Below are 26,097 nucleotides of genomic sequence, written 5' to 3'. Positions count from 1 at the left end.
TAATAGCGTTTTAAAGTTAGCAAACATACCGAAACATCTTATTCCGATACATGTATTAATTATCTCCTAAATAATAAGACGGTACGGGTGCTTGAGGATACCCCATGCTACGATGGGCCACATAACTACGGTACAAAGCGTCCTGCATCAACGTTACCCTACGGTCTGTCGCAGGAATATCGGTGCGGTAAATACGCAGTTCGCCGGGCAAAGCCGTTATCAGTTCCTCGCGCCAGTCACCTTCCACATCAGCCATCAGTAATATATCCCCCTTGATATTTTCCGTTAATATCTCACCTTTCCATTTCCAGATGCTCTGACTACGTCCACCGGAAGAGGAGCCTGCTCCCCAACGGTTATCGTCTCCCTTAAATGTCTCACGCAACAAATCAGCATCCCACCATATCCAGTTACGGCAGCCGGGAATCTCATCTTGAGCTACTTGCAGTTTCTTTCCGTCGGCAGTAAGCAAATATCTGTCGGTACTTCCCCCCTTACGGTCTTCGCTGGCAAAACACTCCAAACCGGGATGAACAGGATCAAAATCCGTTACCATACCGTCACCTACATGATAAGTAGTATGACCGATGCTCCATATCAATTTACCCGTAGCCGCATCCACTACTGAAACGCCACGGCCATCTTCCTTTTTGGGTTCACTTACCATAAACACCTGCATGCCTTCCCTATCGGGATGCAACTTGCAAAGATATGCCTTGTCGCTATGTCCCAAGCCCGAAGACCACAAAAGTGTTCCGTTATCATCAAGCATACAGGAACCTAACATAACCTCATCACGGCCGTCACCGTCCACATCGGCAGTAACCATGCTGTGCGCACCCATACTACGGACAACAGGATTCTCCTCATCACCGTCCCAACGCCATGCACGTTCCAATTTACCGTTTTTCAACATCCAGGCATCCACAACCATCAGCTTGTAAGTGCCGCGTGCCGCCAATATAAACGGGGTCTTTCCGTCTAAATAGGCAACTCCCATCTGGTTACGATTCTGACGAATCAGATTTCCGTAACGGTCATTGCGCTCAGGCCAATCCACCCGGTCTATCTCCTGTCCGGTCATGCCGTCCAATACGGAAAGATATTCACTCCCGCCGCAAACACGTCCTTTCTCGTTTTTCACATAGTCAGTGCCTGCTGTTTTAATCGCCACCTCAGCCTTACCGTCACCATTGAAATCGTATACGATGAAAGGCGAGTACCAGATACCCGGTTCAATCCCCGGTCCCATATCGTATGTCCATAGGTAAGTACCGTCACTCAAATAAGCGGATATTTTATACGTTTTTCCGGTAGTATCACCCGGCATGCCCGGATCTACGTTCGTTTCGGGAGTACGGACGATATAATCATAAGTTCCGTCCCCGTTCAGGTCGGCCAATGCTATCTTTCCTGCTTTTGCATTATCTTTCAAGCGGATAGATGTATAAGGCTTCAAATCGGATAACACGACCTTCCGTTTTTCCGATACAACCGGCTTCTGTCCTTTGACAACAGCTTCCACCCAATAGACGGCTTGTGCATGAGGAGCGGTGTCCACAAAGTCACAAGTACGGGAAACGGCCTTTTTCGTCAGGCGGCAAGCCTTTCCGCCCACCTCACGATATACATGGAAAGCCGTAGCGGGAGCATCCGATGCCAGCAAACGCCAGCTGAGATACACGGATTTGCCGTCCCGGGAAGGGGCAACCGCCAGTCCGCGATTTAAATTTTCAGTAATCCGCTCTTGGGCAAATCCCTCTACCAACGGTTTCGGTTCATGCTTAGGATCAAGGATTTCATAGAAATAGTTTCGTTCACGCGGGTCTTGAGCATATAAGGAGCAGAAAGCGCAAACAAGCGCTACTCCGCCCAGACTGATTTTTTTCATTGCATTTCGTTTTTAGTTATCTTCAGTGGTATAATACGTACAGGGCCTAATAATCCGCTTGGCACAGGTTCCCAACCGGCATAAGTCCCTTTTTTATAACCAAGCGCTGCAATATTTATATCTTTGAAGATGCGCCACTTCACTCCACGGCGATCCATATCGGCTATGCGATTGGCAGGAAGATTGGTTACTTCTATTTCCAGAGTATTCTTTCCCGGACACAGGTATTGCCCGACGGAGCAACAATAGGGCACAGCCCATAAAGTGGCAACATTCCGGCCATTGATACGTACACGGGCACTTTCACGGACATCGCCAAGTGAGAGTAACCAGTCCTGGGCCGATGCCGGATTTTCAATCACAAAAGTGGTTGTATAACAGCCTGTTCCCATCGTCGTTTTAGCACCTTCAAAGGATAAATCCGTCCATGAGCCCAAAGCAACGGAATCCGGCACACTATGTACCGCAGGAACGCTTTCCACAAACCGCAGGTTCCATAAGCCGGACAGTTCGACAGCTCCCCGTGCAGCAGTCTGATACTTCCATTCCGGAGCTTGTACGTCAACTTCCGTAAAAGTTTTCAATATGGCAGATTCTCCGGAAACCAATTGCAAATAAACTTCCGTCTTTCCATCCTTCTGACGCAAGCGAGCCTTGCCGGAAACGCCGTTCATCGGATTATAAAGCATGGCCGAACGTGCAGGCACAGCCAACGGTATCCAACTTTCCGTATCTTTTCCGGTCAGTGCGGAAATGAAATAATGATAACCTTCCGGGTTCTTCCGACGGATACAACTCAAATCAAAAGAAGTTTTCATCGCTTCCGGTATAGCAGCAGTCTGCGCCAGTGTACGGACATAATCCGTACCGAAGAACACCGTCTTACCTTTACCTTGTTTATTTCCTAATTTCTTTACCTGCTCCAGAGTACCCTTAAAGTCCGTACGGCGCTGCTCCAACCTGGCATACCCCGGAACATCCTCCGGATACCGGTCCAGAAACACAACGGTCGCTCCCTCTTTTGCCAATTCGAGCAGGCGGGCAAGTACGTCCGCAGGCATTAAACGTGCACCGGGAACAACCAATGCTTTATAAACTGTTCCGCCTGACGTCACAATTTTCTTATCACGGCAGGTGGCCGTACGAATGAAGTTATCGGAAATATAATCCATATCATAACCGGCATCGTTAATGCGGTGCACCGCTTTTATAAAGCCCGGAGCACGCCGTGCCATTTTATGAATATCAAACATCAGCAGACGTCCGTCCTGCTCCTGCCACATATCATATACCGGCAAATACACAAGGAAGTCATTATCCGGCTGTCCCATCTGCAAAAAACTCTGGCAACGGGATATGTATTGAAAGAAAGCAGGCGCATCACGCCAGATGCTGTTCGTCGGACTCATATCCACCGTAGCATAAAACTTCCAGCCGGGCCAGGCAGCCTCAGCAGGAGAATAAGTCGTACCATGGAAGAAAGTATGATTGACGCCGGAAACGAACATGAGGTCGATATCCGGCTTGCACTGTGACAGAGAAGTGCGGAAATGTTCCGTCAGCCAAGTAAAAGTTTCTGAAGAAGTATAAGGTTTACCGGCAATATGAGCGCCCGAAGATGCGTATTTCAACATGGAGAGGTCGGAATCATTGGGACGCGTCAGCGAATCCTTACGCAATCCCCGTATACCGAAATCAGACAAACCGAAACCTTCGCACTCCGGAATATCCACCGTGGCATAAAGGTCTATCAGATTTCCCGGCGAGCCATGAGCCTGATTTCTGGTTTTAGCCCCGTGCCGATGTGCCCACTCCGTCCACTGACGGGTGAAATTCTCCTGCAACAGTTCACCGAGAGTTTCACGATAATCGGAGATGATGCGCCGGGTCTTGTCCGAACGCTCCCCTGCCGCCAGAAACTCCGGCAGGTGTTCTTCCAGTTTATAACCGCGACGCGCCAGAAACTCATCAAAAAGTCCTTCCGACCAGTCCGCCCCGTAAACCTCATAGGAGTCGTTAAAGAAATTATGGGGATAAGCTGTAGCACCACCTGCCGTATCCTTGAACTTTCCGTCAAAAGCGCGTTCAAAGCGTCCGAGATAGTTTTTCACGGCACGGGCCGAGAAATGATTCATCACATACCCCTCACCGCCGGGTGCCGCACGCTTCACCTTCTGCAAAGTCTTGCCGCAAAAGGCGGCAATCAAACGCCAGTTCCCTTTCGGAGCTTTCCAGCATAACATTCCGTCTTTTACCTTATCCGTCAAATCCAGACACTTCCCCGTATCGGAAAAGGCCATCAGACGCTCCAGTTTGGCATAAGGCTTTTGTTTTTTATCGGCAACCTCTATTCTCTGATCAAGCGTATTCCCGCCTTCTAACCGATATTCCGTAACAAACAGTTTGCAGGCGGCATCCTCTATCCCCACTTCAGGGCCTCCGAAAGGCCAGCCGGTACCGGTGTTCATATCAATCTGCATGCCCAGACGGGACGCTTCACTTTCCGTATATTGCAGCATCTGCATCCATCGGGGGGAGAGAAACGGAATATCCTTCGCATCATTTCCCTGTACGCCATAAATCGGAGTAATCTCCATCGTACCCATTCCCGCCGCAGCATATGCTTCCAGATTACGGGTCAGGTTTTCCTTATCCACCGCACTTCCCATCCACCACCAGCGTGCAGCCGGTTTGGCATCCAAACCAATCTCCGGCCACGAAACATCTTGTGCAGACAAAAAAACTGCACAAAATGCAAACATGGCAATACAAAACAATCGATTCATACCTATTTTATTTTCTCCAGTTCCAGACATCCCATAATGAACGGTCCCGTTGCTTTGGCGTCATTATCTCTCATCTTTTCACCTATATAATATTCAAAACTTCCGTCGCGATACGGATGACCTCCCAAACCGCCAACCTGGCAACAACGGGTCAGAGTCAGCGTTCCGTCCTGTTTCTCCACCAGCAATTTATCTTTCAAGCCCTTCAGAGCCTTTTCCGCTACAGCGCGGTATCCGGCATCGATATATCCTTTATTCACTGCTTTTGCATAAGCATACATACATTGGGTGGTCACGGATGCCTCAGGGAAATTACCCTTGCGTTTAGGCTGGTCGATAACCTGATACCAAAGTCCCGCTTTATCCTGATATTTCGGCAATGTCTCCGCCAATCCGCGGATATAGCCAATCATGTCGGCACGTCCCGGATGATTTTCGGGTATATAGTCCAAAGCATCTACCAGCGCCATAAACCACCAGCCTATACTGCGCCCCCAGAAGTTGGGAGAATGTCCGGTTTCCGGGTTCGCCCAACGCTGGCTCTTGCTTTCGTCCCACGCATGATGATACAGTCCTGTCTTGGCATCATAGGTATGTTTATGGCAGAGACGGAACTGTTTCACCGCCTCATCAATCCATTCCGGTTTATTGAATTCCGCACCATACTGCGCCATAAACGGAGAAGCCATATACAGTCCGTCCAGCCACATCTGATGCTGATAAATCAGTTTATGCCAGAATCCGCCTTCCAAAGTACGGGGCTGGTTCTTCAACTGTTTGATAAGGATATCCATTGCCGCTTTATATCGTTGGTCGCCGGTTTCACGGTAAAGGTCAAACAGCACCTTTCCGGAGTTAATGAAATCCAGGTTATAAGTGGACTTATCATACAGATGGATTTCCCCCTTTTCATTAATCAGAGAGTCGGCCCATTGCTTCACATAATCATAATAACGACGTTCGCCCGTTATCTTCCACATCTGCAACATGGCGCAGCAACCCACTCCCTGGGCATAACCGAAGAACAGACGCTTGCCGTGATCCAACCGGTAAGCCTGCGGGAAACGCATCATCTCGGAGTCGGCAAACCAACGCGCATACGAGCCTTGTTCCCATGTATCCGTACGGAAAGGCACTGCGGGCAAACCCGACTTATTATAAAGATTTACACGGAAGAAGTTACAAAAGCCGTAACGTACGGCAACCGGCTCCGCCACCTGCGGAGCGGAAACTTCCAGCCGGCTGCCTTTTATCACAGCCACCGCCGGATAGAAACGCCGGTCGGCTCCCGCAACCAGAAAGCCCTTGACCGGAGCATTCTCAGGTGTCATCAAACCGTCTTCGGCATATTCAAAACTCAATACAGCCTTATTGCCGCTGACTTTCATCGTTTTGAAAAGCGGGCCGGAGTATGCCACATCCTTCCCATATTGTTTGGCAAGCGCCCACAAAGCCATGCGTTCACCCGCCACGCGCTTATTACGCGGATGAATATCCGTAGAATCCGCCGCATCCGTAACAACCGCCATGCCTACATTCTTCAGCCCGCTTTGCCATGTTTTGAGCTGTGCTTCACGAATACCGGCCGGCTGTCCTTTATGCGGAGCAATCTGCATGAAATAGAACGGCATGTCGGGTTGCTTCCATTCTTTCCGCCAGCTGTTAATCATATTGGTGAATACCTGCTGATATTTTTCATGACGAATGGCATTCGATTCTCCCTGATACCAGATATTTCCTTTCACCGTATATCCCAGAATAGGATGAATCATACCGTTCCAAAGCGTAGCGGGGACCTTGCAATATCCCTTCTCCTGCTTCACATTCTTCAAAGCAAAATCTTCAAGTACATCTGCATAGAGCGGATTGTTCTTCATAACACTCATTTTCGTCCACGATTCCGCATGCGTACCTCCCCATGTAGACTGTATCATACCTACCGGCACATTCAATTCCTTATGCAACCGGCGTCCGAAAACGAATCCCACAGCCGAGAAGTCATACAGGTTTTTCGGCGTGCACACCAGCCACCGGCCTTGACAGTCATCCATTTCACCGTCGGGAGCCAACTGATGTTCCACCCGGAACAGACGAAGTTCCGGATAATCCGCGTCCTTCATCTCCTCGGCTTCCGTTATCATACCGGTCATCCATTTTTTATCGGGATGCCTGGAAACCGGATATTCCATATTGGATTGTCCGGTACAGAGCCATACTTCACCTACCAGTACATTATTAATAGTAATCGTATTCTCACCGCTCACCGTAACAGACTGCCCTTTTGCAGCCGCAGGCGTTTTCAGCTTCACAGTCCATTTGCCGTCAGCCGCAGCCTTGGTTGTCACGGTTTTATCCGTCCATGACGCTTTTACCGAAACCCGTTCACCGGGCGTTGCCTTTCCCCACAAATTGACTTGCGCGTTTTGCTGCAATACCATATTGTCGGAAAAGATAGCCGGAAGTACCACTTTGGCAGAAACGGAACCTGCCAATACTAAAAGAAAGGAAATTAATCCAAGTAGTTTTTTCATGTGCCTTTGATAGTTTTAATAGAATTAAGAAATGAACTTTATTCTGTATTGCAAAAATAAGAGCTTCACGGCAAACGGACTCTGAGCCTTTTGGCAGTTCTCTTATTGTTTTTGTCGTTTATCACCAACTCCACCCCGCCCAAGACACGGTTATACTTGCCGTTTCTCTTACGGCAGCCAGAGATAAACCGCACGCAGACAGCTTGCACTTACCCCACACTGAGTTTTTCAGGCTACCTGTCTGAAGTTGTCGCAAAGATATAATTAAAAGATTTCCGATAAAAGGCTTTTAATTATATTCCAAACCTGCATACATATACCGTCTTTTTTACGTTTTTTGCATATTAAAGAATAAAAAAATCCCATTTCTGTATATTCTTTCCAAAATATTCCCTACTTTTGCACCAACTTAAGAATAATTATACAGAAACATGAAAAAGAAAGCCAATCGGTTAGATGCCATCAAGATGATTATCTCAAGCAAAGACATCAGTTCTCAGGAAGAGCTGTTGCAGGCTTTGGACAAAGAGGGCTTTGAGCTGACACAAGCCACCTTGTCACGCGACTTGAAACAGTTGAAAGTAGCCAAAGCGGCCAACATGAACGGGAAATATGTATATGTTCTTCCCAACAACATCATGTACAAGCGCAGCAACGACCAGAGCGCAAGCGAAATGCTGATGACCAGCGGCTTCATTTCCCTCCATTTCTCCAAGAACATTGCCGTCATCCGCACCCGGCCCGGCTATGCCAGCAGCATGGCTTATGACATCGACAACCGCGAATGTCCCGCCGTACTGGGCACCATTGCCGGCGACGACACGATCATGATGGTTCTGCACGAGGCTGCATCCCACGAAGAGGTGCGTATGTTTCTGTCACAAATCATTCCTAACATAAAGTAAACCTGTACAACTATATTACAACGAATATATAACGAAATAAAAGAAATGGATTCGAAACAGATTGATGTGATGGTGGCCGACGCCTCACATGAAGTTTACGTGGATAAGATTTTGGATACCATCCGAGAAGCTGCCAAGGTGCGCGGAACGGGCATCGCAGAACGCACACACGAATATGTGGCGACTAAAATGAAAGAAGGAAAAGCTATCATAGCTTTATGTGGAGACGAATTTGCAGGTTTCACCTACATAGAAAGCTGGGGAAACAAGCAGTACGTGGCAACATCGGGCCTCATCGTACATCCCGATTACCGCGGCTTGGGACTGGCCAAACGTATCAAGACGGCTTCTTTCCGCCTGGCACGCCTGCGGTGGCCCAAAGCCAAGATATTCAGTCTGACCAGCGGAGCGGCCGTTATGAAAATGAATACCGAACTGGGCTACGTACCGGTTACTTTCAATGAACTAACAGACGACGAGGCTTTCTGGAAAGGCTGCGAGGGCTGTATCAACCATGACATACTGGTAGCCAAAAACCGGAAGTTCTGCATTTGCACGGCAATGCTTTACGACCCGAAGTTACACGAGGAAGATAAAATATAATTAATTATAGATTTTGAATTATGAATGGGAACACACGGACTCGTTATAACCAGCCTGATTCCTAATTTATAATTCAACATTCAAAATTCATAAGTATTATGGAAAAGAAGAAAAAAGTAGTAGTTGCATTCAGCGGTGGTCTGGACACCTCATTCACAGTTATGTATCTGGCCAAAGAGAAAGGATACGAGGTATATGCGGCTTGTGCCAATACCGGCGGTTTCAGCCCCGAACAGCTGAAGACAAACGAAGAGAACGCCTACAAACTGGGTGCTGTAAAATATATTACTTTGGACGTAACGCAGGAATATTACGAAAAGAGCTTGAAATACATGGTATTCGGCAACGTATTGCGTAACGGTACTTATCCTATTTCCGTAAGCTCCGAACGTATATTCCAGGCGCTGGCCATTGCACGCTACGCCAACGAAATCGGCGCAGACGCCATTGCACATGGTTCGACCGGTGCGGGTAACGACCAGATTCGTTTCGACATGACTTTCCTTGTCATGGCTCCGGGCGTGGAAATCATCACGCTGACACGCGACATGGCTTTGAGCCGTCAGGAAGAGATAGATTATCTGAACAAACACGGCTTTGCAGCCGACTTCGCCAAACTGAAATATTCCTATAACGTAGGTCTGTGGGGTACTTCCATTTGCGGCGGTGAGATTCTGGACTCCGCACAGGGACTTCCCGAAAGCGCCTATCTGAAACATTGCACCAAAGAAGGCAGCGAACAGTTGCGCCTGACCTTCGAGAAGGGTGAGCTTAAAGCGGTCAACGATGAAAAATTCGACGACCCCATCAAGGCTATCCAGAAGGTAGAGGAAATCGGTGCGGCTTACGGCATCGGCCGTGATATGCACGTAGGCGATACGATTATCGGCATCAAGGGGCGTGTAGGTTTCGAGGCAGCCGCTCCCATGCTGATTATCGGCGCACACAAGTTCCTTGAGAAATACACATTAAGCAAATGGCAGCAATACTGGAAAGACCAGGTAGCCAACTGGTACGGTATGTTCCTGCACGAAAGCCAGTATCTGGAACCGGTAATGCGCGACATCGAAGCCATGCTGGAGTCTTCGCAACGCAATGTAAACGGTACTGCGATTCTCGAACTTCATCCGCTCTGTTTCTCTACCGTAGGCGTGGAAAGCGACGACGACCTTGTAAAGAACAAATTCGGCGAATACGGTGAAATGCAGAAAGGCTGGACAGCGGAAGACGCCAAAGGTTTCATCAAGGTAACTTCTACCGCACTGCGTGCCTATTACTCAAACCACAAAGACGAAGAAATCTAAATGATGAACCGAAAGCAAAAATTAACGCGCCCCCGAAACGGAAGAATGCTTTCCGGCGTATGTGCAGGACTGGCAAACTTTTTCGGACTCGACGTGTCACTGGTACGCATCATCTACGTTTTTGCTACGATCTTCACTGCGTTTGCAGGTACGCTTATATATATCATACTATTAGTTATAATACCAGAAGAACCCAATAGATATTACCAACATGATTAAAGTAGGAATCATCGGCGGAGCCGGATACACGGCAGGCGAACTGATACGCCTGTTACTGAACCATCCCGAAGCGGAAATCGTATTCGTAAACAGCTCGAGCAATGCCGGCAACAAAATAACCGACGTACACGAAGGGTTGTACGGAGAGACGGATTTAACGTTTACCGACGCACTTCCGTTGGACGAAATCGATGTACTTTTCTTCTGCACGGCGCATGGCGACACCAGAAAATTCATGGAAAGCCACAACGTACCGGAAGACCTGAAGATAATCGACCTCTCCATGGACTATCGCATCAAGAGCGACGACCATGACTTCATCTACGGCCTTCCCGAGCTGAACCGCCGTGCCACCTGCACGGCAAAGCATGTTGCCAACCCCGGCTGCTTCGCCACCTGTATCCAGTTGGGCCTGCTTCCGCTTGCCAAGCATCTGATGCTGAACGGCGATATTATGGTGAATGCCATCACCGGCAGTACCGGTGCAGGCGTCAAGCCGGGAGCTACGAGCCACTTCAGCTGGCGCAACAACAACCTGAGTGTGTACAAGGCTTTCGAGCACCAGCACGTGCCCGAAATCAAGCAATCGCTCAAACAGCTCCAGAACAGTTTCGATTCGGACATCGATTTCATCCCCTATCGTGGTGATTTTCCCCGCGGCATCTTTACCACTATCGTGATAAAGACCAAAGTGGCATTGGAAGAGATTGTCCGCATGTATGAAGAGTATTATGCCAAAGACTCCTTCACGCATATCGTCGGCAAGAACATCGATTTGAAGCAGGTTGTCAACACCAACAAATGCCTTATCCATTTGGAAAAGCATGGCGACAAGCTCCTTATCATCTCCTGCATAGACAACCTGCTGAAAGGAGCCAGCGGACAGGCCGTACACAACATGAACCTGATGTTCAATCTGGAAGAGACTGTCGGTTTGAGACTGAAACCCAGTGCTTTCTAAAGTATCTTTAATTTGTAATCAGTTACTGAAAGAATGAAACTATTCGATGTATATCCCCTTTTTGACATCAATATTGTCAAAGGAAAAGGCTGCCATGTATGGGACGATAAAGGTACGGAGTACCTCGACCTCTATGGCGGTCATGCAGTAATCTCTATCGGACATGCACATCCGCACTATGTAGAGATGCTCGGCAAGCAAGTAGCCACGCTTGGATTCTATTCCAACTCCGTTATCAACGAACTGCAACAGCAACTGGCAGAACGGTTGGGAAAGGTCTGCGGATACAATGATTATTCCCTTTTCCTTATCAACAGCGGAGCCGAAGCCAACGAAAACGCGTTGAAGCTCGCTTCGTTCCATAACGGACGAACTCGCGTGGTATCCTTCTCGAAAGCTTTCCACGGACGTACTTCATTGGCGGTAGAGGCAACCGACAATCCCAAAATCATTGCTCCCATCAACAACTGCGGACACGTTACCTATCTCCCGCTGAATGATACAGAGGCGATGAAAGCCGAACTGGCGAAAGGCGATGTATGCGCTGTAATCATCGAAGGCATTCAGGGAGTGGGCGGCATACAGTTGCCCACCGACGAGTTTATGCAAGCCTTGCGCAAGGCCTGTACAGAGCACAATACGGTACTGATTCTGGACGAAATCCAAAGCGGTTACGGACGTAGCGGCAAGTTCTTCGCCCATCAGTACAACGGTATCAAGGCCGACATCATCACCGTAGCCAAAGGCATAGGCAACGGATTCCCGATGGCGGGCGTACTTATCAGTCCGATGTTTACTCCTGTTTACGGCCAGCTCGGAACCACTTTCGGCGGAAATCATCTGGCTTGCAGCGCTGCGCTTGCCGTACTGGATGTCATAGAGCAGGAAGCTCTTGTAGAGAATGCCGCCCAAGTAGGCGCATACCTGATGGAAGAGCTGAAGAAATTCCCGCAAATCAAGGAAGTGCGCGGACGCGGACTGATGATTGGTCTCGAATTTGAAGAGCCTGTCAAAGAACTGCGTTTGAGGTTACTGAAAGAACAGCATGTATTTACCGGTGTCAGCGGCACGAACGTACTCCGCCTGTTGCCGCCCCTGTGTCTCGGCATGGACGAAGCGAACCTCTTCCTGGAACGTTTTAAGAAAGCACTTTGACAATTTACGGATAATCAGCCGGCAAAAGATACGACCGAAAGAAGAATACCTTCCTGTTTCGGTCGTTTTTTCATTAAAATCTTTACCTTTGCCCGAAGACAACTTTTTAAATGACAAGATGATATGAAAACAGCAATTATCGGTGCAGGAAATATGGGCGGCTCCATCGCCCGCGGTCTGGCAAAAGGAACCATCATCCCCGCCAGCGACATCATTGTTTCTAATCCCACGCAAGGCAAACTGGATGCGTTAAAGGCTGAGTTCCCCGCTTTGCAAACCACACGCGACAATCAGGAAGCCGTTACCGGCGCCGAGCTCATCATACTCGCCGTCAAACCGTGGCTGATAAAACCGGTGGTAAGCGAACTCAAGCTGAAAAGCAAGCAGATACTTATCTCCGTAGCTGCCGGCATCCCTTTCGAAGAACTGGCACACTACGTGGCAGACAAGGAGATGACCATGTTCCGCCTCATCCCCAACACCGCCATCAGCGAGATGGAAAGCATGACGCTCATTGCAAGCCGTAACGCCAGCAAGGAACAGGAACAGCTTTTGCTCGACATCTTCAACCAGATGGGACTTGCCATGCTGATTCCCGAAGATAAGATAGCGGCAACCACCGCCATGACTTCCTGCGGCATCGCTTATGTACTGAAGTATATCCAGGCAGCCATGCAGGCCGGAATAGAACTGGGCGTTTACCCCAAGGACGGCATGCGCATGATAGCCCAGTCGGTAAAAGGCGCCGCCGAACTGATTCTGAACAACGACACGCATCCCGGCATAGAGATTGACAAGGTATGCACTCCCGGCGGAATTACAATCAAGGGTATCAACGAACTGGAACATCAAGGATTCTCTTCCGCCATTATCAATGCCATCAAAGCAAGTAAATAACCGTACTAATCCACTTAATAAAAACCACATGGACGAACAGATTAAACAAATAGCCGAACGCCTGCGCGGACTGCGCGACGTATTGGAATTGAATGCCGAAGACATCGCCCGAGATTGCGACATCCCGGCAGAAGAGTACCGTCTTGCCGAAACGGGAGAATTCGACATCTCCGTAAGCATGCTGCAAAAGATAGCTCGCCGTTACGGCATCGCACTGGATGCCCTGATGTTCGGCGAAGAGCCGAAGATGAGCAGCTACTTCCTTACCCGTGCCGGCAAGGGAACCAGCATCGAGCGTACAAAAGCCTATAAATACCAGTCACTGGCTGCCGGCTTCATGAACCGCAACGCCGACCCGTTCATCGTCACCGTCGAACCCAAGCCGGATAACGAGCCGATACACTACAACAGTCACTCCGGACAGGAATTCAACCTTGTACTGGAAGGCCGCATGATGCTGAGTATCGACGGCAAAGACTTGATTTTAAACGAAGGAGACAGTTTGTATTTCAACTCCAAACTGCCTCACGGCATGAAAGCGCTGGACGGAAAGAAAGTACGTTTCCTTGCCGTAATCATGTAACAACACATAAATGAAGAACGGTGAATGAAGAAATTCCAAAAGTTATGGTAGAAAGATTTTTATCGCAAACGTCCTTTACATCTCAAGAGGACTTCATCAAGAATTTAAAGATTAACGTACCGGAGAATTTCAATTTCGGTTATGACGTAGTGGATGTCTGGGCGGCCGAACATCCCGACAAGCCCGCACTGCTCTGGACCAATGACAAGGGCGAGCACATCCAGTTCTCATTTGCCGACATGAAACGCTATACGGACATGACGGCTTCCTATTTCCAGAGTCTCGGCATCGGCCACGGCGATATGGTAATGCTCATTCTGAAACGCCGCTATGAGTTCTGGTTCAGCATCATCGCACTGCATAAGCTGGGAGCCGTCGTTATCCCCGCCACACACCTGCTTACCAAGAAAGATATTGTATACCGCTGCAATGCCGCAGACATCAAGATGATTGTCTGTGCCGGCGAAAGCGTCATTACCGACCACATCACAGCTGCCATGCCCGACTCTCCGAGTGTGAAGAAGCTGGTCAGCGTAGGCCCGGAGATAGCCGAAGGTTTTGAGGACTTCCACAAAGGCATTGCCGATGCCGCCCCTTTCGCACGACCGGAGCATCCCAACAGCAACGACGATATTTCTTTGATGTACTTCACCAGCGGCACTACCGGCGAACCCAAAATGGTGGCGCACGACTTCACGTATCCGTTGGGGCACATCGTTACCGGAAGTTTCTGGCACAACCTGCACGAAAACAGCCTGCACCTCACCATTGCCGATACGGGCTGGGGTAAAGCCGTATGGGGCAAACTGTACGGACAATGGATAGCCGGAGCCAACATCTTTGTATACGACCACGAGAAATTCACTCCTGCCGATATTCTGACAAAGATACAGGACTATCACGTCACCTCGCTTTGTGCACCCCCTACCATCTTCCGGTTCCTGATTCACGAAGACCTGACGAAGTACGACCTCTCTTCATTGCAGTATTGCACCATTGCCGGAGAAGCGTTGAACCCCGCCGTATTCGATACATTCAAGAAACTGACAGGCATCAGCCTCATGGAAGGTTTCGGACAGACCGAAACCACCCTTACCGTAGCTACCATGCCGTGGATGCAGCCCAAACCGGGCAGCATGGGATTGCCCAATCCCCAATACGACGTAGACCTGATAGACCATGACGGCCGTTCGGTAGAGGCCGGTGAACAAGGACAGATTGTAATCCGTACCGACAAAGGCAAGCCGCTCGGTCTGTTCAAGGAATATTACCGCGATGCCAACCGCACCCGCGAAGCATGGCACGACAACATCTATTACACCGGCGATGTTGCCTGGAAGGACGAGGACGGCTACCTATGGTTTGTAGGCCGCGCCGACGACGTTATCAAGAGCAGCGGTTACCGCATCGGCCCGTTCGAAGTGGAAAGCGCCCTGATGACGCATCCCGCAGTTATAGAATGTGCCATCACCGGAGTTCCCGATGAAATACGGGGACAAGTGGTGAAAGCCACCATCGTACTGTCCAAAGACTATAAGAACCGCGCCGGCGAGGAACTGGTCAAGGAGTTGCAGAACCACGTAAAGAAAGTGACCGCTCCTTACAAATACCCCCGTGTCATAGAGTTCGTTGACGAACTTCCCAAGACCATCAGCGGTAAGATACGCCGTGTGGAAATCCGGAAGAATGACGAGAAATAACCGCTTCGGAATAAGCAGAAGCGTAGATGGCTTGTAAAAGAGACAGCGGTTGTATCAAAATGATGACTGACGTATTATCTGTCATTCTGTAATTGATACAACCGCTGTCCTGTTCTTTGGAATAAAGACTACCGCTTCCGTACTATATCCTGCAAACTCTTCTCTGCCGGCAACCACACATTCTCGGCCAATGCCGCCATACGAGGAAAGAGCGAGAACTCCGTTTCCATGTAACAGGAATATACCCTGTCCATAAGCACCCCGGATAAGTTCAGTCCGTCGAATAGTCAACGAATAAGGAAGCCACCGGAAATTCCACTGTTATTCCGATTGACCAGCATATTTCTTGAATAACATAGATGACGAATTATTAACCTTGCAAATATAAGATTTTCATGCAAATAAAAAGATAAAAGGATTATATTTGCACAAGATTCAGAGAACGCCACGACATCATGAATAGTAAAATGCGGACCGGAAGAGATATGATTCTCTTAATGATTATACTGTTTCTGTCCAATAATATATGCGCACAAGATGCTTATATCCACCGTCTCGGCATTGAAGGCCGGGCGGGATATATTTTCCTCACCAGCTCCTTTCTGCGGGGTGAAAACGATATGCGCAAAATAATGAGGTCTGCTTGCTCCGCCCACTTGAAGTACTCATTCCGGCTGCCACCGGGTACTGCCGCCGACCGGGTATACGGAAGTTCCTATCAGGGAATAGGATTGGGCTATTTCGATTTCGGCAACCGCAGGGAAATGGGAACTCCCGTTGCCCTCTACGCCTTCCAAGGCGCCCGCATCGCCGGAATCACTCCCCGCTTGTCGCTTAACTACGAATGGGGGTTCGGCGCATCTTTTGGCTGGAAGCCGTATGACTATCTCAGCAATCCCAACAATACTGTAATGGGAAGCAAAGTAAACGCCTATCTCAGCGCAGGCATTCACCTGAACTGGATACTTTCCCCGCGGTTCGACCTCAATATCGGCGCAACGGCAGTACATTTCTCCAACGGCAATACCCGGTACCCCAACACCGGACTGAACACGATAGATTTTAAAATCGGAGTGGCATATAATTTCAACCGGGACATCGACAAAACCTTGCAACCGTTGCAGCAAATTCCGGTTCCGGCATTCCCCCGGCATGTCAGCTATGACCTTATGCTGTTCGGTTCGTGGAGACGGAAAGCCGTAGACGTTCCCGGAGGACAAGTCCCCGCTCCCGGCAAATACGGCGTAGCCGGGTTCTGTTTCGCTCCGATGTATAACTTCGGATATAAATTCCGTGCAGGAGTATCTCTGGACGGTGTCTATGATGCCAGTGCCAACATTTATACAAAGGATTACGCTACCCAGCTCGACGATGCCAGCGAGGAAGAGGCATTCGGCACTCCCCCGCTTCGCAAACAACTCTCTCTGGGTGTCTCGGCACGCGGAGAATGGGTAATGCCCTACTTTACCGTCGGCATAGGTTTCGGAGCCAATATCCTGCATGGCGGGGGCGACTTGCAATCATTCTACCAAATCCTGGCCCTCAAAATAGATATGACCCGCGACACATTCCTGCATGTCGGCTACAACCTGAAGGATTTTCACGAGCCCAACTATCTGATGCTGGGTATAGGGTATCGGTTTAATAACAGGCGTCCCCGGCTGTATCGTTAATTAGCAAGCACTTACCTGCTTAAATTATCCAAACAATGATTTTTCGGTATGATTAGACCTGTACAACCTCAAGATGTCAAGTACATCACCGATATTTATAATGAGTACATCCTCAACAGTACCTATACATTCGAAACAGAGCCGATATCTGAAGATGAGATGCGCCTGCGTATAGCAGAAATTTTTCCCCACTTTCCCTTTTTCGTATGCGAAACAGACCATAAAGTTGTGGGATACTGCTATGCACATCCCTGGAAACAACGGACGGCTTACCGATATACCCTCGAAACGACAGTATACCTGTCTGCCCGACATAGAGGAAAAGGACTCGGCAAACTGCTGATGCAGGTTCTCATCGAAGAATGCCGGCAACATAATTATCACACACTGATAGCTTGTATTACCGCTTGTAATACGGCCAGTTGTTCCTTACACAGCAAACTTGGCTTTACACAAGTTTCCCACTTCAAGGAAGTAGGCATGAAGTTCGGAGAATGGCTGGATGTAGCAGATTATGAACTGATATTGAAATAAAGAAAACTGTTTTTTGGTCGTCACTCGTCACCTATTGCCCGTATCCCTTTACCAGAGGGCGATACAGAGGTGACGAGAAGTGTGACGACCGGTGACGAGAAACTATCGGTCATCACTAAAATGTCCGCTTTTTCAGCATTTCATCTTCTATAACTACTTAATTATCTGTTACTTTACCCAATAATACACATCTCATCATATTTTGAGGCATTCTGCCCATATTAAGGGGAAAAAGTACCCCAACCCCTTACATTTTGTCCCAAAATGCACAAGGAAAATACACTTTCTCCTTGTTCTTTTTCTTGCGTTGCACCTTATATTATGCCGTCATAACTCTTGATAAATTCCGTTTTGCAGCTGCGAACCATACGGTTTCCATCTGCGGGCTGTACGGCCCGCAATTGGCAACCGTAGAGCCCGCAATTGCAAAACGAGGTTTTTGCTGATATACAGCTGCATTTACAATGCTCCTTTACGACATAATACACTATGGACAACGATATTTCTTACAGGGGATTCCAACTGAAACAGCTAACGTATATACTTTTTCGGTTTACATCTTGGTTTACATGAGCGGCATAATTCAAGGTAAAATGCAACTCTATTTTTGCTGAAAAATAAGATTTCCGATTTAGATAAAGAGCATAAAAAAAGCTTCATAAATCAAAGATTTACAAAGCCTTAGATGAGTACTCGAAGCGGGACTTGAACCCGCACAGCCATTACTGGCCAAAGGATTTTAAGTCCTTCGTGTCTACCATTCCACCATTCGAGCATCCTCAAAAAAGGAGAGCGGAAAACGAGACTCGAACTCGCGACCCTAACCTTGGCAAGGTTATGCTCTACCAACTGAGCTATTTCCGCAGGTTTCTGGAGAACGGGTGCAAAGATAAACAGTTTCTACGTTACAGCCAAACTTTTCACCGGAAAAAAGTTAAATAAATAGGGATGTACGATATTAACCAGACTGTCATTAATAAGTTTATATCCTAAACAGAGAAAGCCAACATCGTACACCACAAGCAGTTAATCAATTATGATTACCGGCCGAGCAACGTTTTTTCGGCCTGTTCCATTACCTCAAAATTAAAGCCGTCCACAACTTTCTGCATCAAACCGGATATTTCATCATTGCAGAGGTTGCCGATACTGCCTTCGTGCGTATGATGCACTGTCTTGTCATGAGAGAAATTGCCAGCCTCAATGTCCAGACCGACCTTCTTATAAGCATCTCGGAACGGCATGCCTTCGCGCACCAGACGGTTTACCTCTTCCACGCTGAAAATAAGCAGGTACTTATCGTCATCCAGAATATGTTCGTTCACTTTGATTTCATTCATAATATAGGTCGTCATCTGCAAACAATCCTTCAACTCCCGGAAAGCAGGCAGGAATACTTCCTTAATAATCTGCAAATCGCGGAAATACCCGGAAGGCAGGTTATTGGCTATCATCATTATCTGCTGGGGCAATGATTGCAGTTTGTTGCATTTAGCACGTGTCAGCTCAAACACATCCGGATTCTTCTTATGCGGCATTATGCTCGAACCGGTAGTACAGTCATCGGGCAGTTTCACAAATCCGAAGTTCTGGCTGTTGAACATACAGGCATCGAACGCAAGCTTGGAAACGGTGCCCGCAATGCTTGCCAGCGCAAAAGCCACGTTACGCTCCATCTTACCGCGTCCCATCTGGGCATACACCACATTATAATTCAATGAATCGAAGCCCAACAGCCGGGTAGTCATTGTACGGTTCAAAGGGAAAGACGAGCCATATCCGGCAGCAGAACCCAACGGATTGCGGTTGCACATTTTAAAGGCGGCTTGCAAAAACAGCATATCATCCACCAGACTCTCGGCATAAGCGCCAAACCACAGTCCGAACGACGACGGCATCGCTATCTGCAAGTGGGTATAACCCGGCATCAATACATCTTTATAACGTTCGCTCTGCATGACGAGCACATGGAAAAGCTGTTCTACAGCCTCGGCTATGTCCCTTATCTCCGCACGGGTAAAGAGCTTTAAGTCGAGCAGCACCTGGTCATTACGGGAACGTCCGCTATGAATTTTCTTTCCTACATCACCCAATTTACGGGTCAGCATCAATTCCACCTGAGAGTGAACATCCTCTACCCCCTCTTCTATCACAAACTCCCCGCTCTCAGCAGTTGCGTAGATATTCTTCAACTCCGCAAGCAGCAGGGACAATTCTTCTTTTGTCAGCAAACCGATACTTTCCAGCATCGTGATATGTGCCATGGAACCCAACACATCATGCTTTGCCAGATAAAGATCCATCTCACGGTCACGTCCCACCGTAAAACGCTCTATATCCTTATTTACCTGAACGGACTTTTCCCAAAGTTTCTGAGCCATAAGATTTAGTAATTAATAATTAATCAGCGACAAAGTTTCCGCCATTTTCTCCAATCCTTCCTGCAAAGGTTTCTGCACCATGGTTTTCATAAACGGATTCAGCTCCATTCCGATGGTAAGCTTCATTTTACATTCCGTCTCCGTAACGGGCACTATCTGTATCCACAGGTTAAAGGGCAGAGGCGAGGTTGTTGTTGCAAACTTGATGCACTTGCAAGGCTCTTTCTCTACAATCTGTAATACTATTTTCCCAACCGGCGGTACTTCTATCGACAATGTTTCCGCATCGAAACTCAAATTCTTCACTTTGTCCTGCGGCAGGCGGTCTTTCACTTTTTCCAAATTGCTAAGGTCTGAAAGCTTCTCATAAACAGCTTTTTGCGAAGCAGGTATCACCTTTACCGCACTTTCAAATTTAGTCATAATACAATGGTCTTTAAAAGACAAAAAGAACTATCCGGACAGCAACTATCCGAATGGCTCTTTTGTCATAATCTATCATTATGTAAAATAAGTCTTATTTTCCGGCTTCCCAATGCGCGGGGTCTTTACGCCATTCGTTCAGCGTAGGCACATCTTCCTCTTCGATGTAACCGGTGCGAAGGGCAACTTCCATCACTGCTTCGTAATTGGTCAATGTCACCAAAGGAACTTTTGCATCCTTGAATGCTTTTTCTGCAATGGGGAATCCATATGTGTAAGCGGCAACCATACCGATTACTTCGCATCCGTCGCGACGGATGGCTTCAACAGCTTTCAAACTGCTTCCGCCGGTAGAAATCAAATCTTCTACCACCACCACTTTCATACCCGGACGAAGTTCACCTTCTATCAGGTTCTCCAAACCGTGGTCTTTCGGGGTAGAGCGTACATATACAAACGGCAGGTTCAACGCATCCGCCACCAATGCACCCTGGGGAATAGCTCCCGTAGCAACACCGGCAATGGCATCAACCTGACCGAAACGTTCCAGAATCAGACGTGTAATTTCCACTTTCACGAAATTACGGAGAGAAGGATATGAAAGAGTCTTACGGTTATCACAGTAAAACGGGGATTTCCATCCTGACGCCCAGATAAACGGGTTAGCGGGTTGTAGTTTAATCGCCTTAATCTTCAGCAACTTCTCTGCAAACAATCTTTCTAAAGTTTTCATAGCCAAACTAACTATTATGATAAATATGCCGCAAAAATACAGAAAGCTGACGAGAATAAAAAAGAATACGGATAAATTTTATTCCAATTCGTCATTTTCATCAGAAAGCGTAATACAGTGGCGGATATCTTTCATTTCGAACCCCCGGCTCAAAGCAAAACGCACCAGTTTATTGTTCAGTTCGTACTCATTCTCCGCATGCACGCTCTTGCGCTTTACCGCCAGCAAATTATCCAGCACGGCAAGATATTCATCCTCGTCGATTTCGTTCAGGTAACGGTAAAATACACTTTGGGGAATTTTCTTCAGTTGAAGCGCCTGCCCTATCTTTATCTTCCCCCACTTGGCAAAGCGGTACTTATCATGAATGAAGGCACGGCAAAAACGTTCCTCATCAATATATTTCTCCTGTTCCAAACGGTTGATTATGCGGTCTATGGCATCATAGGGAATACCCCAACGCTGCAACTTCTCCGTAACTTCCGCACGGCAATGCTCCGCAGTGGAGCAATAAGCAGCCACGCGGCTTAAAGCATCTGTTTCTGTAATTTCTATCATCGTTCTGCGATTACTATTCGGTCATTTCCGGAAATATCTTTCAACACCCGTAGATTGGTGTACCCCTGTGCGCGAAGCATCGTTGCCGTAGCTTCCCCGAACGCACGGTTTATCTCAAAATAAAGTCTGCCGCCGGACGCCAGCATACCCTTGCCCAGCTCTGCAATGCGCCGGTAAAAAAGCAGCGGATCATTATCCGGAACAAACAATGCCGAAAAAGGTTCCCAGTCCAAGACATTGCGCTCCATTTCCTGCTTTTCCGATTCAGTGACGTATGGCGGATTGCTGACAATCACATCATACCGTTCCCCGCTGCCGGGAACATACGCCAGCACATCCCGCTGTACAAAACACACGGATGCCTGCAATGCCTCATTATTGCGGCGGGCTATGCGGAGGGCAGTGTCCGAAATGTCCCATGCCGTCACTTTGGCATCCGGCAGCATCTTGGAGAGAGAAATGGCAATGCAGCCGCTCCCCGTCCCAATGTCAAGAATACGGGCTCCGGACGGAACTTCCTTCAGCATCACCTCCACCAGCTCCTCCGTTTCCGGACGGGGAATCAGCACGCCGGGGGCCACATAGTAGGAGCGTTCCAGAAAACGGGCGGTGCCCTGCACATACTGTATCGGCTCGAAATTACGCAAGCGGGCAAGAATGGTGTCTAAATCCTGCATCTCTTTTGGGGATAAAATCATATCTTTGCCCAGGTAATAATCGACCGCAGTCTGCCCCAGCATTTCGCAACAGACAATGCGGGACAGATTGGCAGCTTCTTGCGCAGAGTAACTCTCCTGCAAAGCATGGCGGATATGAGAAACGGAAACAGTCATAACATTCGGCATTTCGGGCTGCAAAAATAGTGGAAGTTTAAGAGTAATACAAAGTATGGAAGAAGAAAAATACATGCGCCGCTGCATTCAGTTAGCCCAAAACGGGTTATGCAATGCAGCCCCCAACCCGATGGTGGGCGCAGTAATCGTATGCGACGGAAAAATTATCGGCGAGGGATACCATGTGCGTTGCGGCGAAGCGCACGCCGAAGTCAATGCAATCCGCTCCGTAAAAGACCCCTCGTTGCTGAAGCGTTCTACAATCTACGTCAGTCTGGAGCCTTGTGCCCACTACGGAAAAACACCGCCCTGCGCCGACCTTATCATAGAGAAAGAGATTCCGCGCATCGTAATCGGCTGCCAGGACCCGTTTGCCAAAGTAGCAGGACGGGGAATCCGGAAGCTGAAAGATGCAGGACGGGAAGTCATCACCGGGGTGCTGGAAGATGAATGCAGAAGTCTAATCCGGCGTTTTATCACGTTTCATACCCTTCATCGCCCCTACATTACCCTGAAATGGGCGGAGTCTGCCGACAAATACATCGATAAGAACCGTGAGGACGGGCAACCGGTCATTCTATCCACCCCCCTGACATCCATGCTTGTGCATAAGAAACGGGCAGAGCACAATGCCATCATGGTAGGTACACGTACGGCAGAGCTGGACAACCCCAGCCTGACCGTACGGAACTGGCAAGGCCGGTCGCCAGTACGAATCGTAACAGACAGACAGTTGCGGCTGTCTCCCAAGCTGCGTGTATTCGATGGAAATGTCCGCACACTTGTGTTCACCGAAAAACCGTGCCAGCCACAGCCCAACGTTGAATACATCCCCATTGACTTCCAACGGAATATACTGCCGCAAATCATGGAACACCTGTACATGCAGGGACTACAATCTCTGTTAGTCGAAGGCGGAAACATCCTGTTACAGTCCTTTATCGATGCGGAATTATGGGATGAAGCCTTTGTCGAAGAAAGTCCTTTAACGCTATTATCCGGTATCAAGGCACCAGAAATTGGCAATAAAGCGCCCTGTACCAACGAAGTTTATTTCGGCAGGAATTTCCGGCATTACAGCGCCACAAGATTAGGCTAACAGCCTTATTCAAGGGCATTTTTATCGAGAAAAACAGCCATATTATCTATAATTTTATATAAAACTTGCCGATAAAGCTGTTTATAGAAAAAAATGTTCCTATTTTTGCAACTTGTAAATAAACACTATCTTTCAAATGAGAATAAAGTTTTTAGCTATAATCGCAAGTTTTCTTTTTGTATCAATCGCAATAAGCTCGTGCCTGGACTCTGACGACACGGTAGAACTAAGTTCCGATGCAACGGTACATGCTTTTGGCATTGACACGGTATACGGCAAACATTATAAATTCACGATAGACCAGTTAAGAAGAAAAATCTACAACCAGGATTCATTGCCTATAGGAGCAGATACGATTATCGACCGCATATTGATTGACACGTTCACCGTAAGCGGCTGGATTACTTCAAGAGATGAAATGAATAGTATCAGCGGTGATACGATATTCAACAGAGCCGACTCGGTAAATCTTACGAAAGCCATAAACACCGAAAACGGGATGAAATTCAAAATACATGCCCCGGACGGCTTTACCGTAAATGAATATTCCCTTGAAATCAGAGTACACAAGCAGGATCCGGACTCCTTAGTGTGGGATGAGATGGGAAGTGCACCGACACTTTCAGGTGAGCAAAAGGCCATCCTATTCAACAACGAGCTGTGGGTATTTACACAATCTGCGGCACAGAAAACACAGACAAGAGCAGGTGCATATTGGCTGGACACAGAAGAAACATACGGCTGGGATGCAGTGTCCGGAGCTAAACTTCCCGACAATGCAAAACTGGAATCCCTCGTCTGCCTGAAATACAAAGACGGAGAAAATGAGAAACAAAGACTTTACATCGTGACAGAAGACGGTACGGCACATTCTTCCGATGACGGAATAAATTGGACACCAGCCAATTGGGAAGGAAACAGCAATATCCGGACACTGATTGCCGGTTTTACCGATGTGCTGACTGTCGTTACCTCAAACGGTGAAGTTTACACAGTTGACAATCAAGGCAACAAGACAGAGGGAAATATGGGTAAGGCAGAGGCTGACTTTCCTACATCACATATCTACTCCACCAACTTTGACAGCAACAATCAGTCACAGGCAATGGTAGTGGGTCGTACCGTTAATGACGTTCAGCAAACCATTCCCTGGGTTTCTTCCAACGGCAAAGACTGGTATTCATTGGCAAACACCAGTTCCTATGATGTGTATTGTCCGAAATTTGCCAATCCTGCCGTAATGTACTATGGTGAGAACTTTTATATCTTCGGCAGCAAAGATGAAAACAAGCTTGATGCCATTTATTCTTCCGTTGACGGTATTTCCTGGCGTGAGCCTCAAAGAAAATTCTTGTTACATAAAGATATGACAGATATAACTGCTCCCTATTCCATTGTTGCAGACAGCCCTTATATATGGGTTATCTTCGGCGGAAACGGAACAGATGCTGCCGTTTGGCGCGGACATCTCAACAAGCTGATGCCAGTCAGGGTGCAATAAATTCATTATTTCTGTTTCCTTTATATATATAAAAGTATAAAACGAGAATAGTAACCAAGACAAGAGATGTAAGTATAAAAAGATGCTAAATAAAGAAGAACTTGATTTAAGCCGGATTCCACAACACGTGGCAATTATCATGGACGGCAACGGACGTTGGGCAAAGTTGCGCGGACAAGAGCGCAGCTATGGACACCAGGCCGGCGCCGAGACAGTGCATGTCATTGCAGAAGAAGCGTCTAAATTAGGCATCAAATATCTGACTTTATATACGTTCTCCACCGAAAACTGGAATCGCCCCTCTAATGAAGTCGCTGCATTGATGGCGCTTCTGTTCGACTCTATCGAAGAGGAAACATTCATGAAAAACAACATCAGTTTCCGGGTTATCGGAGATCTGACCAAGCTGCCCGACAATGTGCGGGAACGTTTGGAAACCTGTATAGCACATACCGCAAATAATACTGGGATGTCTCTGGTACTGGCAATCAGCTACTCGTCCCGCTGGGAAATAACGGAAGCCGCCCGCCGCCTTGCAGTCTTAGTGCAAAAAGGCGAACTGACTCCCGAACAGATTGACAGCACCCTGTTGTCCCAATATCTTGCCACCGACTTCATGCCCGATCCGGATTTATTGATACGTACGGGCGGAGAAATCCGCTTGAGCAACTACCTGCTCTGGCAATGTGCTTACTCGGAACTTTATTTCTGCGACACCTACTGGCCTGACTTCCGTGAAGCGGAACTTCACAAAGCCATCCACGACTATCAGAAGCGTGAACGCAGGTTCGGAAAAACCAGCGAACAAATCCGCTGACCGGACAAAC

At 48.0% G+C, this 26,097-nt stretch carries 23 protein-coding genes and 2 tRNA genes; 14 read left to right on the top strand and 11 right to left on the bottom strand.

Annotation, left to right across the window (positions count from 1 at the left end):
* Positions 1–55: 55 nt before the first annotated feature.
* From NQ565_RS04990 to NQ565_RS04980, 3 genes are read right to left on the bottom strand one after another with little or no spacing between them, the layout of a single operon-like run.
* Entirely contained in the window at positions 56–1,891 is a 1,836-nt protein-coding gene (locus NQ565_RS04990; protein WP_005652808.1) for a rhamnogalacturonan lyase family protein, read from the bottom strand.
* On the bottom strand, positions 1,888–4,677 hold the full coding sequence (locus tag NQ565_RS04985) for an alpha-L-rhamnosidase (protein WP_081448455.1): 2,790 nt from the start codon (positions 4,675–4,677) through the stop codon (positions 1,888–1,890). Before NQ565_RS04985 ends, NQ565_RS04990 begins: the two co-directional genes overlap by 4 nt.
* A gap of 2 nt (positions 4,678–4,679) precedes the next feature.
* Complete coding sequence (locus NQ565_RS04980) at positions 4,680–7,208, bottom strand: glycoside hydrolase family 88 protein (protein ID WP_005652812.1); 2,529 nt, start codon at positions 7,206–7,208, stop codon at positions 4,680–4,682.
* Between the two features lie 431 nt (positions 7,209–7,639).
* Here NQ565_RS04980 and NQ565_RS04975 point away from each other — a divergent pair, with 431 nt between their 5' ends.
* The 9 genes from NQ565_RS04975 (at position 7,640) to NQ565_RS04935 (ending at position 15,535) form a co-directional block, all read left to right on the top strand.
* Positions 7,640–8,113, top strand: coding sequence for an arginine repressor (locus NQ565_RS04975; protein ID WP_005652816.1), 474 nt, complete (start codon positions 7,640–7,642; stop codon positions 8,111–8,113).
* 45 nt (positions 8,114–8,158) lie between these two features.
* Positions 8,159–8,716: a GNAT family N-acetyltransferase gene (locus NQ565_RS04970; RefSeq protein WP_005652819.1), complete on the top strand. Its 558-nt coding sequence runs from the start codon at positions 8,159–8,161 to the stop codon at positions 8,714–8,716.
* 95 nt (positions 8,717–8,811) lie between these two features.
* Complete coding sequence (locus NQ565_RS04965; RefSeq protein ID WP_117740470.1) at positions 8,812–10,020, top strand: argininosuccinate synthase; 1,209 nt, start codon at positions 8,812–8,814, stop codon at positions 10,018–10,020.
* Entirely contained in the window at positions 10,021–10,239 is a 219-nt protein-coding gene (locus NQ565_RS04960) for a PspC domain-containing protein (protein ID WP_005652822.1), read from the top strand.
* Complete coding sequence (gene argC / locus NQ565_RS04955; protein WP_005652824.1) at positions 10,232–11,200, top strand: N-acetyl-gamma-glutamyl-phosphate reductase; 969 nt, start codon at positions 10,232–10,234, stop codon at positions 11,198–11,200. Before NQ565_RS04960 ends, argC begins: the two co-directional genes overlap by 8 nt.
* A gap of 33 nt (positions 11,201–11,233) precedes the next feature.
* Positions 11,234–12,355, top strand: a complete 1,122-nt coding sequence (locus NQ565_RS04950) for an aspartate aminotransferase family protein (protein WP_005652826.1) — start codon at positions 11,234–11,236, stop codon at positions 12,353–12,355.
* 123 nt (positions 12,356–12,478) lie between these two features.
* Positions 12,479–13,252 (top strand): pyrroline-5-carboxylate reductase, encoded by a 774-nt coding sequence (gene proC, locus NQ565_RS04945; protein ID WP_005652827.1) that lies wholly within the window; start codon positions 12,479–12,481, stop codon positions 13,250–13,252.
* Positions 13,253–13,280: 28 nt separating this feature from the next.
* Positions 13,281–13,835, top strand: coding sequence for a helix-turn-helix domain-containing protein (locus NQ565_RS04940; RefSeq protein WP_005652831.1), 555 nt, complete (start codon positions 13,281–13,283; stop codon positions 13,833–13,835).
* A 44-nt stretch (positions 13,836–13,879) separates the two neighbouring features.
* A complete protein-coding gene (locus NQ565_RS04935) occupies positions 13,880–15,535 on the top strand; it encodes an AMP-binding protein (protein WP_040315571.1) in 1,656 nt (551 codons plus the stop codon).
* 128 nt (positions 15,536–15,663) lie between these two features.
* Here the strand turns inward: NQ565_RS04935 and NQ565_RS04930 are convergent, their stop codons facing one another.
* On the bottom strand, positions 15,664–15,789 hold the full coding sequence (locus NQ565_RS04930) for a hypothetical protein (RefSeq protein ID WP_259319068.1): 126 nt from the start codon (positions 15,787–15,789) through the stop codon (positions 15,664–15,666).
* 201 nt (positions 15,790–15,990) lie between these two features.
* Here NQ565_RS04930 and NQ565_RS04925 point away from each other — a divergent pair, with 201 nt between their 5' ends.
* Positions 15,991–17,208, top strand: coding sequence for an acyloxyacyl hydrolase (locus tag NQ565_RS04925; RefSeq protein WP_005652837.1), 1,218 nt, complete (start codon positions 15,991–15,993; stop codon positions 17,206–17,208).
* Between the two features lie 48 nt (positions 17,209–17,256).
* The gene (locus tag NQ565_RS04920) at positions 17,257–17,742 is read left to right on the top strand and encodes a GNAT family N-acetyltransferase (protein ID WP_005652839.1); all 486 of its coding nucleotides are present in this window, start codon (positions 17,257–17,259) and stop codon (positions 17,740–17,742) included.
* Between the two features lie 690 nt (positions 17,743–18,432).
* Here the strand turns inward: NQ565_RS04920 and NQ565_RS04915 are convergent.
* The 7 genes from NQ565_RS04915 to prmC all read right to left on the bottom strand — a co-directional run bounded on the left by NQ565_RS04915 (position 18,433) and on the right by prmC (position 22,670).
* A tRNA-Leu gene (locus NQ565_RS04915) sits at positions 18,433–18,517 on the bottom strand.
* Between the two features lie 16 nt (positions 18,518–18,533).
* Positions 18,534–18,606: transfer RNA gene (locus NQ565_RS04910), tRNA-Gly, on the bottom strand.
* A gap of 176 nt (positions 18,607–18,782) precedes the next feature.
* Complete coding sequence (gene argH, locus NQ565_RS04905) at positions 18,783–20,123, bottom strand: argininosuccinate lyase (RefSeq protein ID WP_005652845.1); 1,341 nt, start codon at positions 20,121–20,123, stop codon at positions 18,783–18,785.
* A gap of 12 nt (positions 20,124–20,135) precedes the next feature.
* On the bottom strand, positions 20,136–20,546 hold the full coding sequence (locus NQ565_RS04900; RefSeq protein WP_005652846.1) for an SRPBCC family protein: 411 nt from the start codon (positions 20,544–20,546) through the stop codon (positions 20,136–20,138).
* 94 nt (positions 20,547–20,640) lie between these two features.
* On the bottom strand, positions 20,641–21,279 hold the full coding sequence (gene pyrE / locus NQ565_RS04895; RefSeq protein WP_005652848.1) for an orotate phosphoribosyltransferase: 639 nt from the start codon (positions 21,277–21,279) through the stop codon (positions 20,641–20,643).
* A gap of 78 nt (positions 21,280–21,357) precedes the next feature.
* On the bottom strand, positions 21,358–21,837 hold the full coding sequence (locus tag NQ565_RS04890; RefSeq protein ID WP_005652850.1) for a regulatory protein RecX: 480 nt from the start codon (positions 21,835–21,837) through the stop codon (positions 21,358–21,360).
* Complete coding sequence (gene prmC, locus NQ565_RS04885; protein ID WP_034535871.1) at positions 21,834–22,670, bottom strand: peptide chain release factor N(5)-glutamine methyltransferase; 837 nt, start codon at positions 22,668–22,670, stop codon at positions 21,834–21,836. Before prmC ends, NQ565_RS04890 begins: the two co-directional genes overlap by 4 nt.
* Positions 22,671–22,725: 55 nt before the next feature.
* Between prmC and ribD the strand changes: the two genes are divergently transcribed.
* The 3 genes from ribD (at position 22,726) to NQ565_RS04870 (ending at position 26,087) form a co-directional block, all read left to right on the top strand.
* Positions 22,726–23,769, top strand: coding sequence for a bifunctional diaminohydroxyphosphoribosylaminopyrimidine deaminase/5-amino-6-(5-phosphoribosylamino)uracil reductase RibD (gene ribD / locus NQ565_RS04880; RefSeq protein ID WP_005652852.1), 1,044 nt, complete (start codon positions 22,726–22,728; stop codon positions 23,767–23,769).
* Between the two features lie 136 nt (positions 23,770–23,905).
* Positions 23,906–25,270 carry a DUF6242 domain-containing protein gene (locus tag NQ565_RS04875; protein ID WP_005652856.1) on the top strand — a complete coding sequence of 455 codons (1,365 nt, stop codon included), beginning with the start codon at positions 23,906–23,908 and terminating at the stop codon, positions 25,268–25,270.
* Positions 25,271–25,352: 82 nt separating this feature from the next.
* On the top strand, positions 25,353–26,087 hold the full coding sequence (locus tag NQ565_RS04870; RefSeq protein ID WP_005652858.1) for an isoprenyl transferase: 735 nt from the start codon (positions 25,353–25,355) through the stop codon (positions 26,085–26,087).
* Positions 26,088–26,097 lie beyond the last annotated feature (10 nt).

The sequence above is a fragment of the Bacteroides stercoris ATCC 43183 genome, assembly GCF_025147325.1.
GTDB lineage: Bacteria > Bacteroidota > Bacteroidia > Bacteroidales > Bacteroidaceae > Bacteroides > Bacteroides stercoris.
This window is presented reverse-complemented; position numbering and strand designations above follow the sequence as displayed.

Bases quoted from the DNA above. Each gene is read 5' to 3' on its own strand.
- argH (WP_005652845.1), bottom strand. From the start codon at position 20,123: ATGGCTCAGAAACTTTGGGAAAAGTCCGTTCAGGTAAATAAGGATATA.
- NQ565_RS04950 (WP_005652826.1), top strand. From the start codon at position 11,234: ATGAAACTATTCGATGTATATCCCCTTTTTGACATCAATATTGTCAAA.
- NQ565_RS04890 (WP_005652850.1), bottom strand. From the start codon at position 21,837: ATGATAGAAATTACAGAAACAGATGCTTTAAGCCGCGTGGCTGCTTAT.
- NQ565_RS04990 (WP_005652808.1), bottom strand. From the start codon at position 1,891: ATGAAAAAAATCAGTCTGGGCGGAGTAGCGCTTGTTTGCGCTTTCTGC.
- NQ565_RS04870 (WP_005652858.1), top strand. From the start codon at position 25,353: ATGCTAAATAAAGAAGAACTTGATTTAAGCCGGATTCCACAACACGTG.
- prmC (WP_034535871.1), bottom strand. From the start codon at position 22,670: ATGACTGTTTCCGTTTCTCATATCCGCCATGCTTTGCAGGAGAGTTAC.
- NQ565_RS04875 (WP_005652856.1), top strand. From the start codon at position 23,906: ATGAGAATAAAGTTTTTAGCTATAATCGCAAGTTTTCTTTTTGTATCA.
- NQ565_RS04935 (WP_040315571.1), top strand. From the start codon at position 13,880: ATGGTAGAAAGATTTTTATCGCAAACGTCCTTTACATCTCAAGAGGAC.
- NQ565_RS04940 (WP_005652831.1), top strand. From the start codon at position 13,281: ATGGACGAACAGATTAAACAAATAGCCGAACGCCTGCGCGGACTGCGC.
- NQ565_RS04960 (WP_005652822.1), top strand. From the start codon at position 10,021: ATGATGAACCGAAAGCAAAAATTAACGCGCCCCCGAAACGGAAGAATG.
- NQ565_RS04970 (WP_005652819.1), top strand. From the start codon at position 8,159: ATGGATTCGAAACAGATTGATGTGATGGTGGCCGACGCCTCACATGAA.
- argC (WP_005652824.1), top strand. From the start codon at position 10,232: ATGATTAAAGTAGGAATCATCGGCGGAGCCGGATACACGGCAGGCGAA.
- NQ565_RS04985 (WP_081448455.1), bottom strand. From the start codon at position 4,677: ATGAATCGATTGTTTTGTATTGCCATGTTTGCATTTTGTGCAGTTTTT.
- NQ565_RS04925 (WP_005652837.1), top strand. From the start codon at position 15,991: ATGAATAGTAAAATGCGGACCGGAAGAGATATGATTCTCTTAATGATT.
- NQ565_RS04975 (WP_005652816.1), top strand. From the start codon at position 7,640: ATGAAAAAGAAAGCCAATCGGTTAGATGCCATCAAGATGATTATCTCA.
- NQ565_RS04930 (WP_259319068.1), bottom strand. From the start codon at position 15,789: ATGGACAGGGTATATTCCTGTTACATGGAAACGGAGTTCTCGCTCTTT.
- NQ565_RS04900 (WP_005652846.1), bottom strand. From the start codon at position 20,546: ATGACTAAATTTGAAAGTGCGGTAAAGGTGATACCTGCTTCGCAAAAA.
- pyrE (WP_005652848.1), bottom strand. From the start codon at position 21,279: ATGAAAACTTTAGAAAGATTGTTTGCAGAGAAGTTGCTGAAGATTAAG.
- ribD (WP_005652852.1), top strand. From the start codon at position 22,726: ATGGAAGAAGAAAAATACATGCGCCGCTGCATTCAGTTAGCCCAAAAC.
- proC (WP_005652827.1), top strand. From the start codon at position 12,479: ATGAAAACAGCAATTATCGGTGCAGGAAATATGGGCGGCTCCATCGCC.
- NQ565_RS04980 (WP_005652812.1), bottom strand. From the start codon at position 7,208: ATGAAAAAACTACTTGGATTAATTTCCTTTCTTTTAGTATTGGCAGGT.
- NQ565_RS04920 (WP_005652839.1), top strand. From the start codon at position 17,257: ATGATTAGACCTGTACAACCTCAAGATGTCAAGTACATCACCGATATT.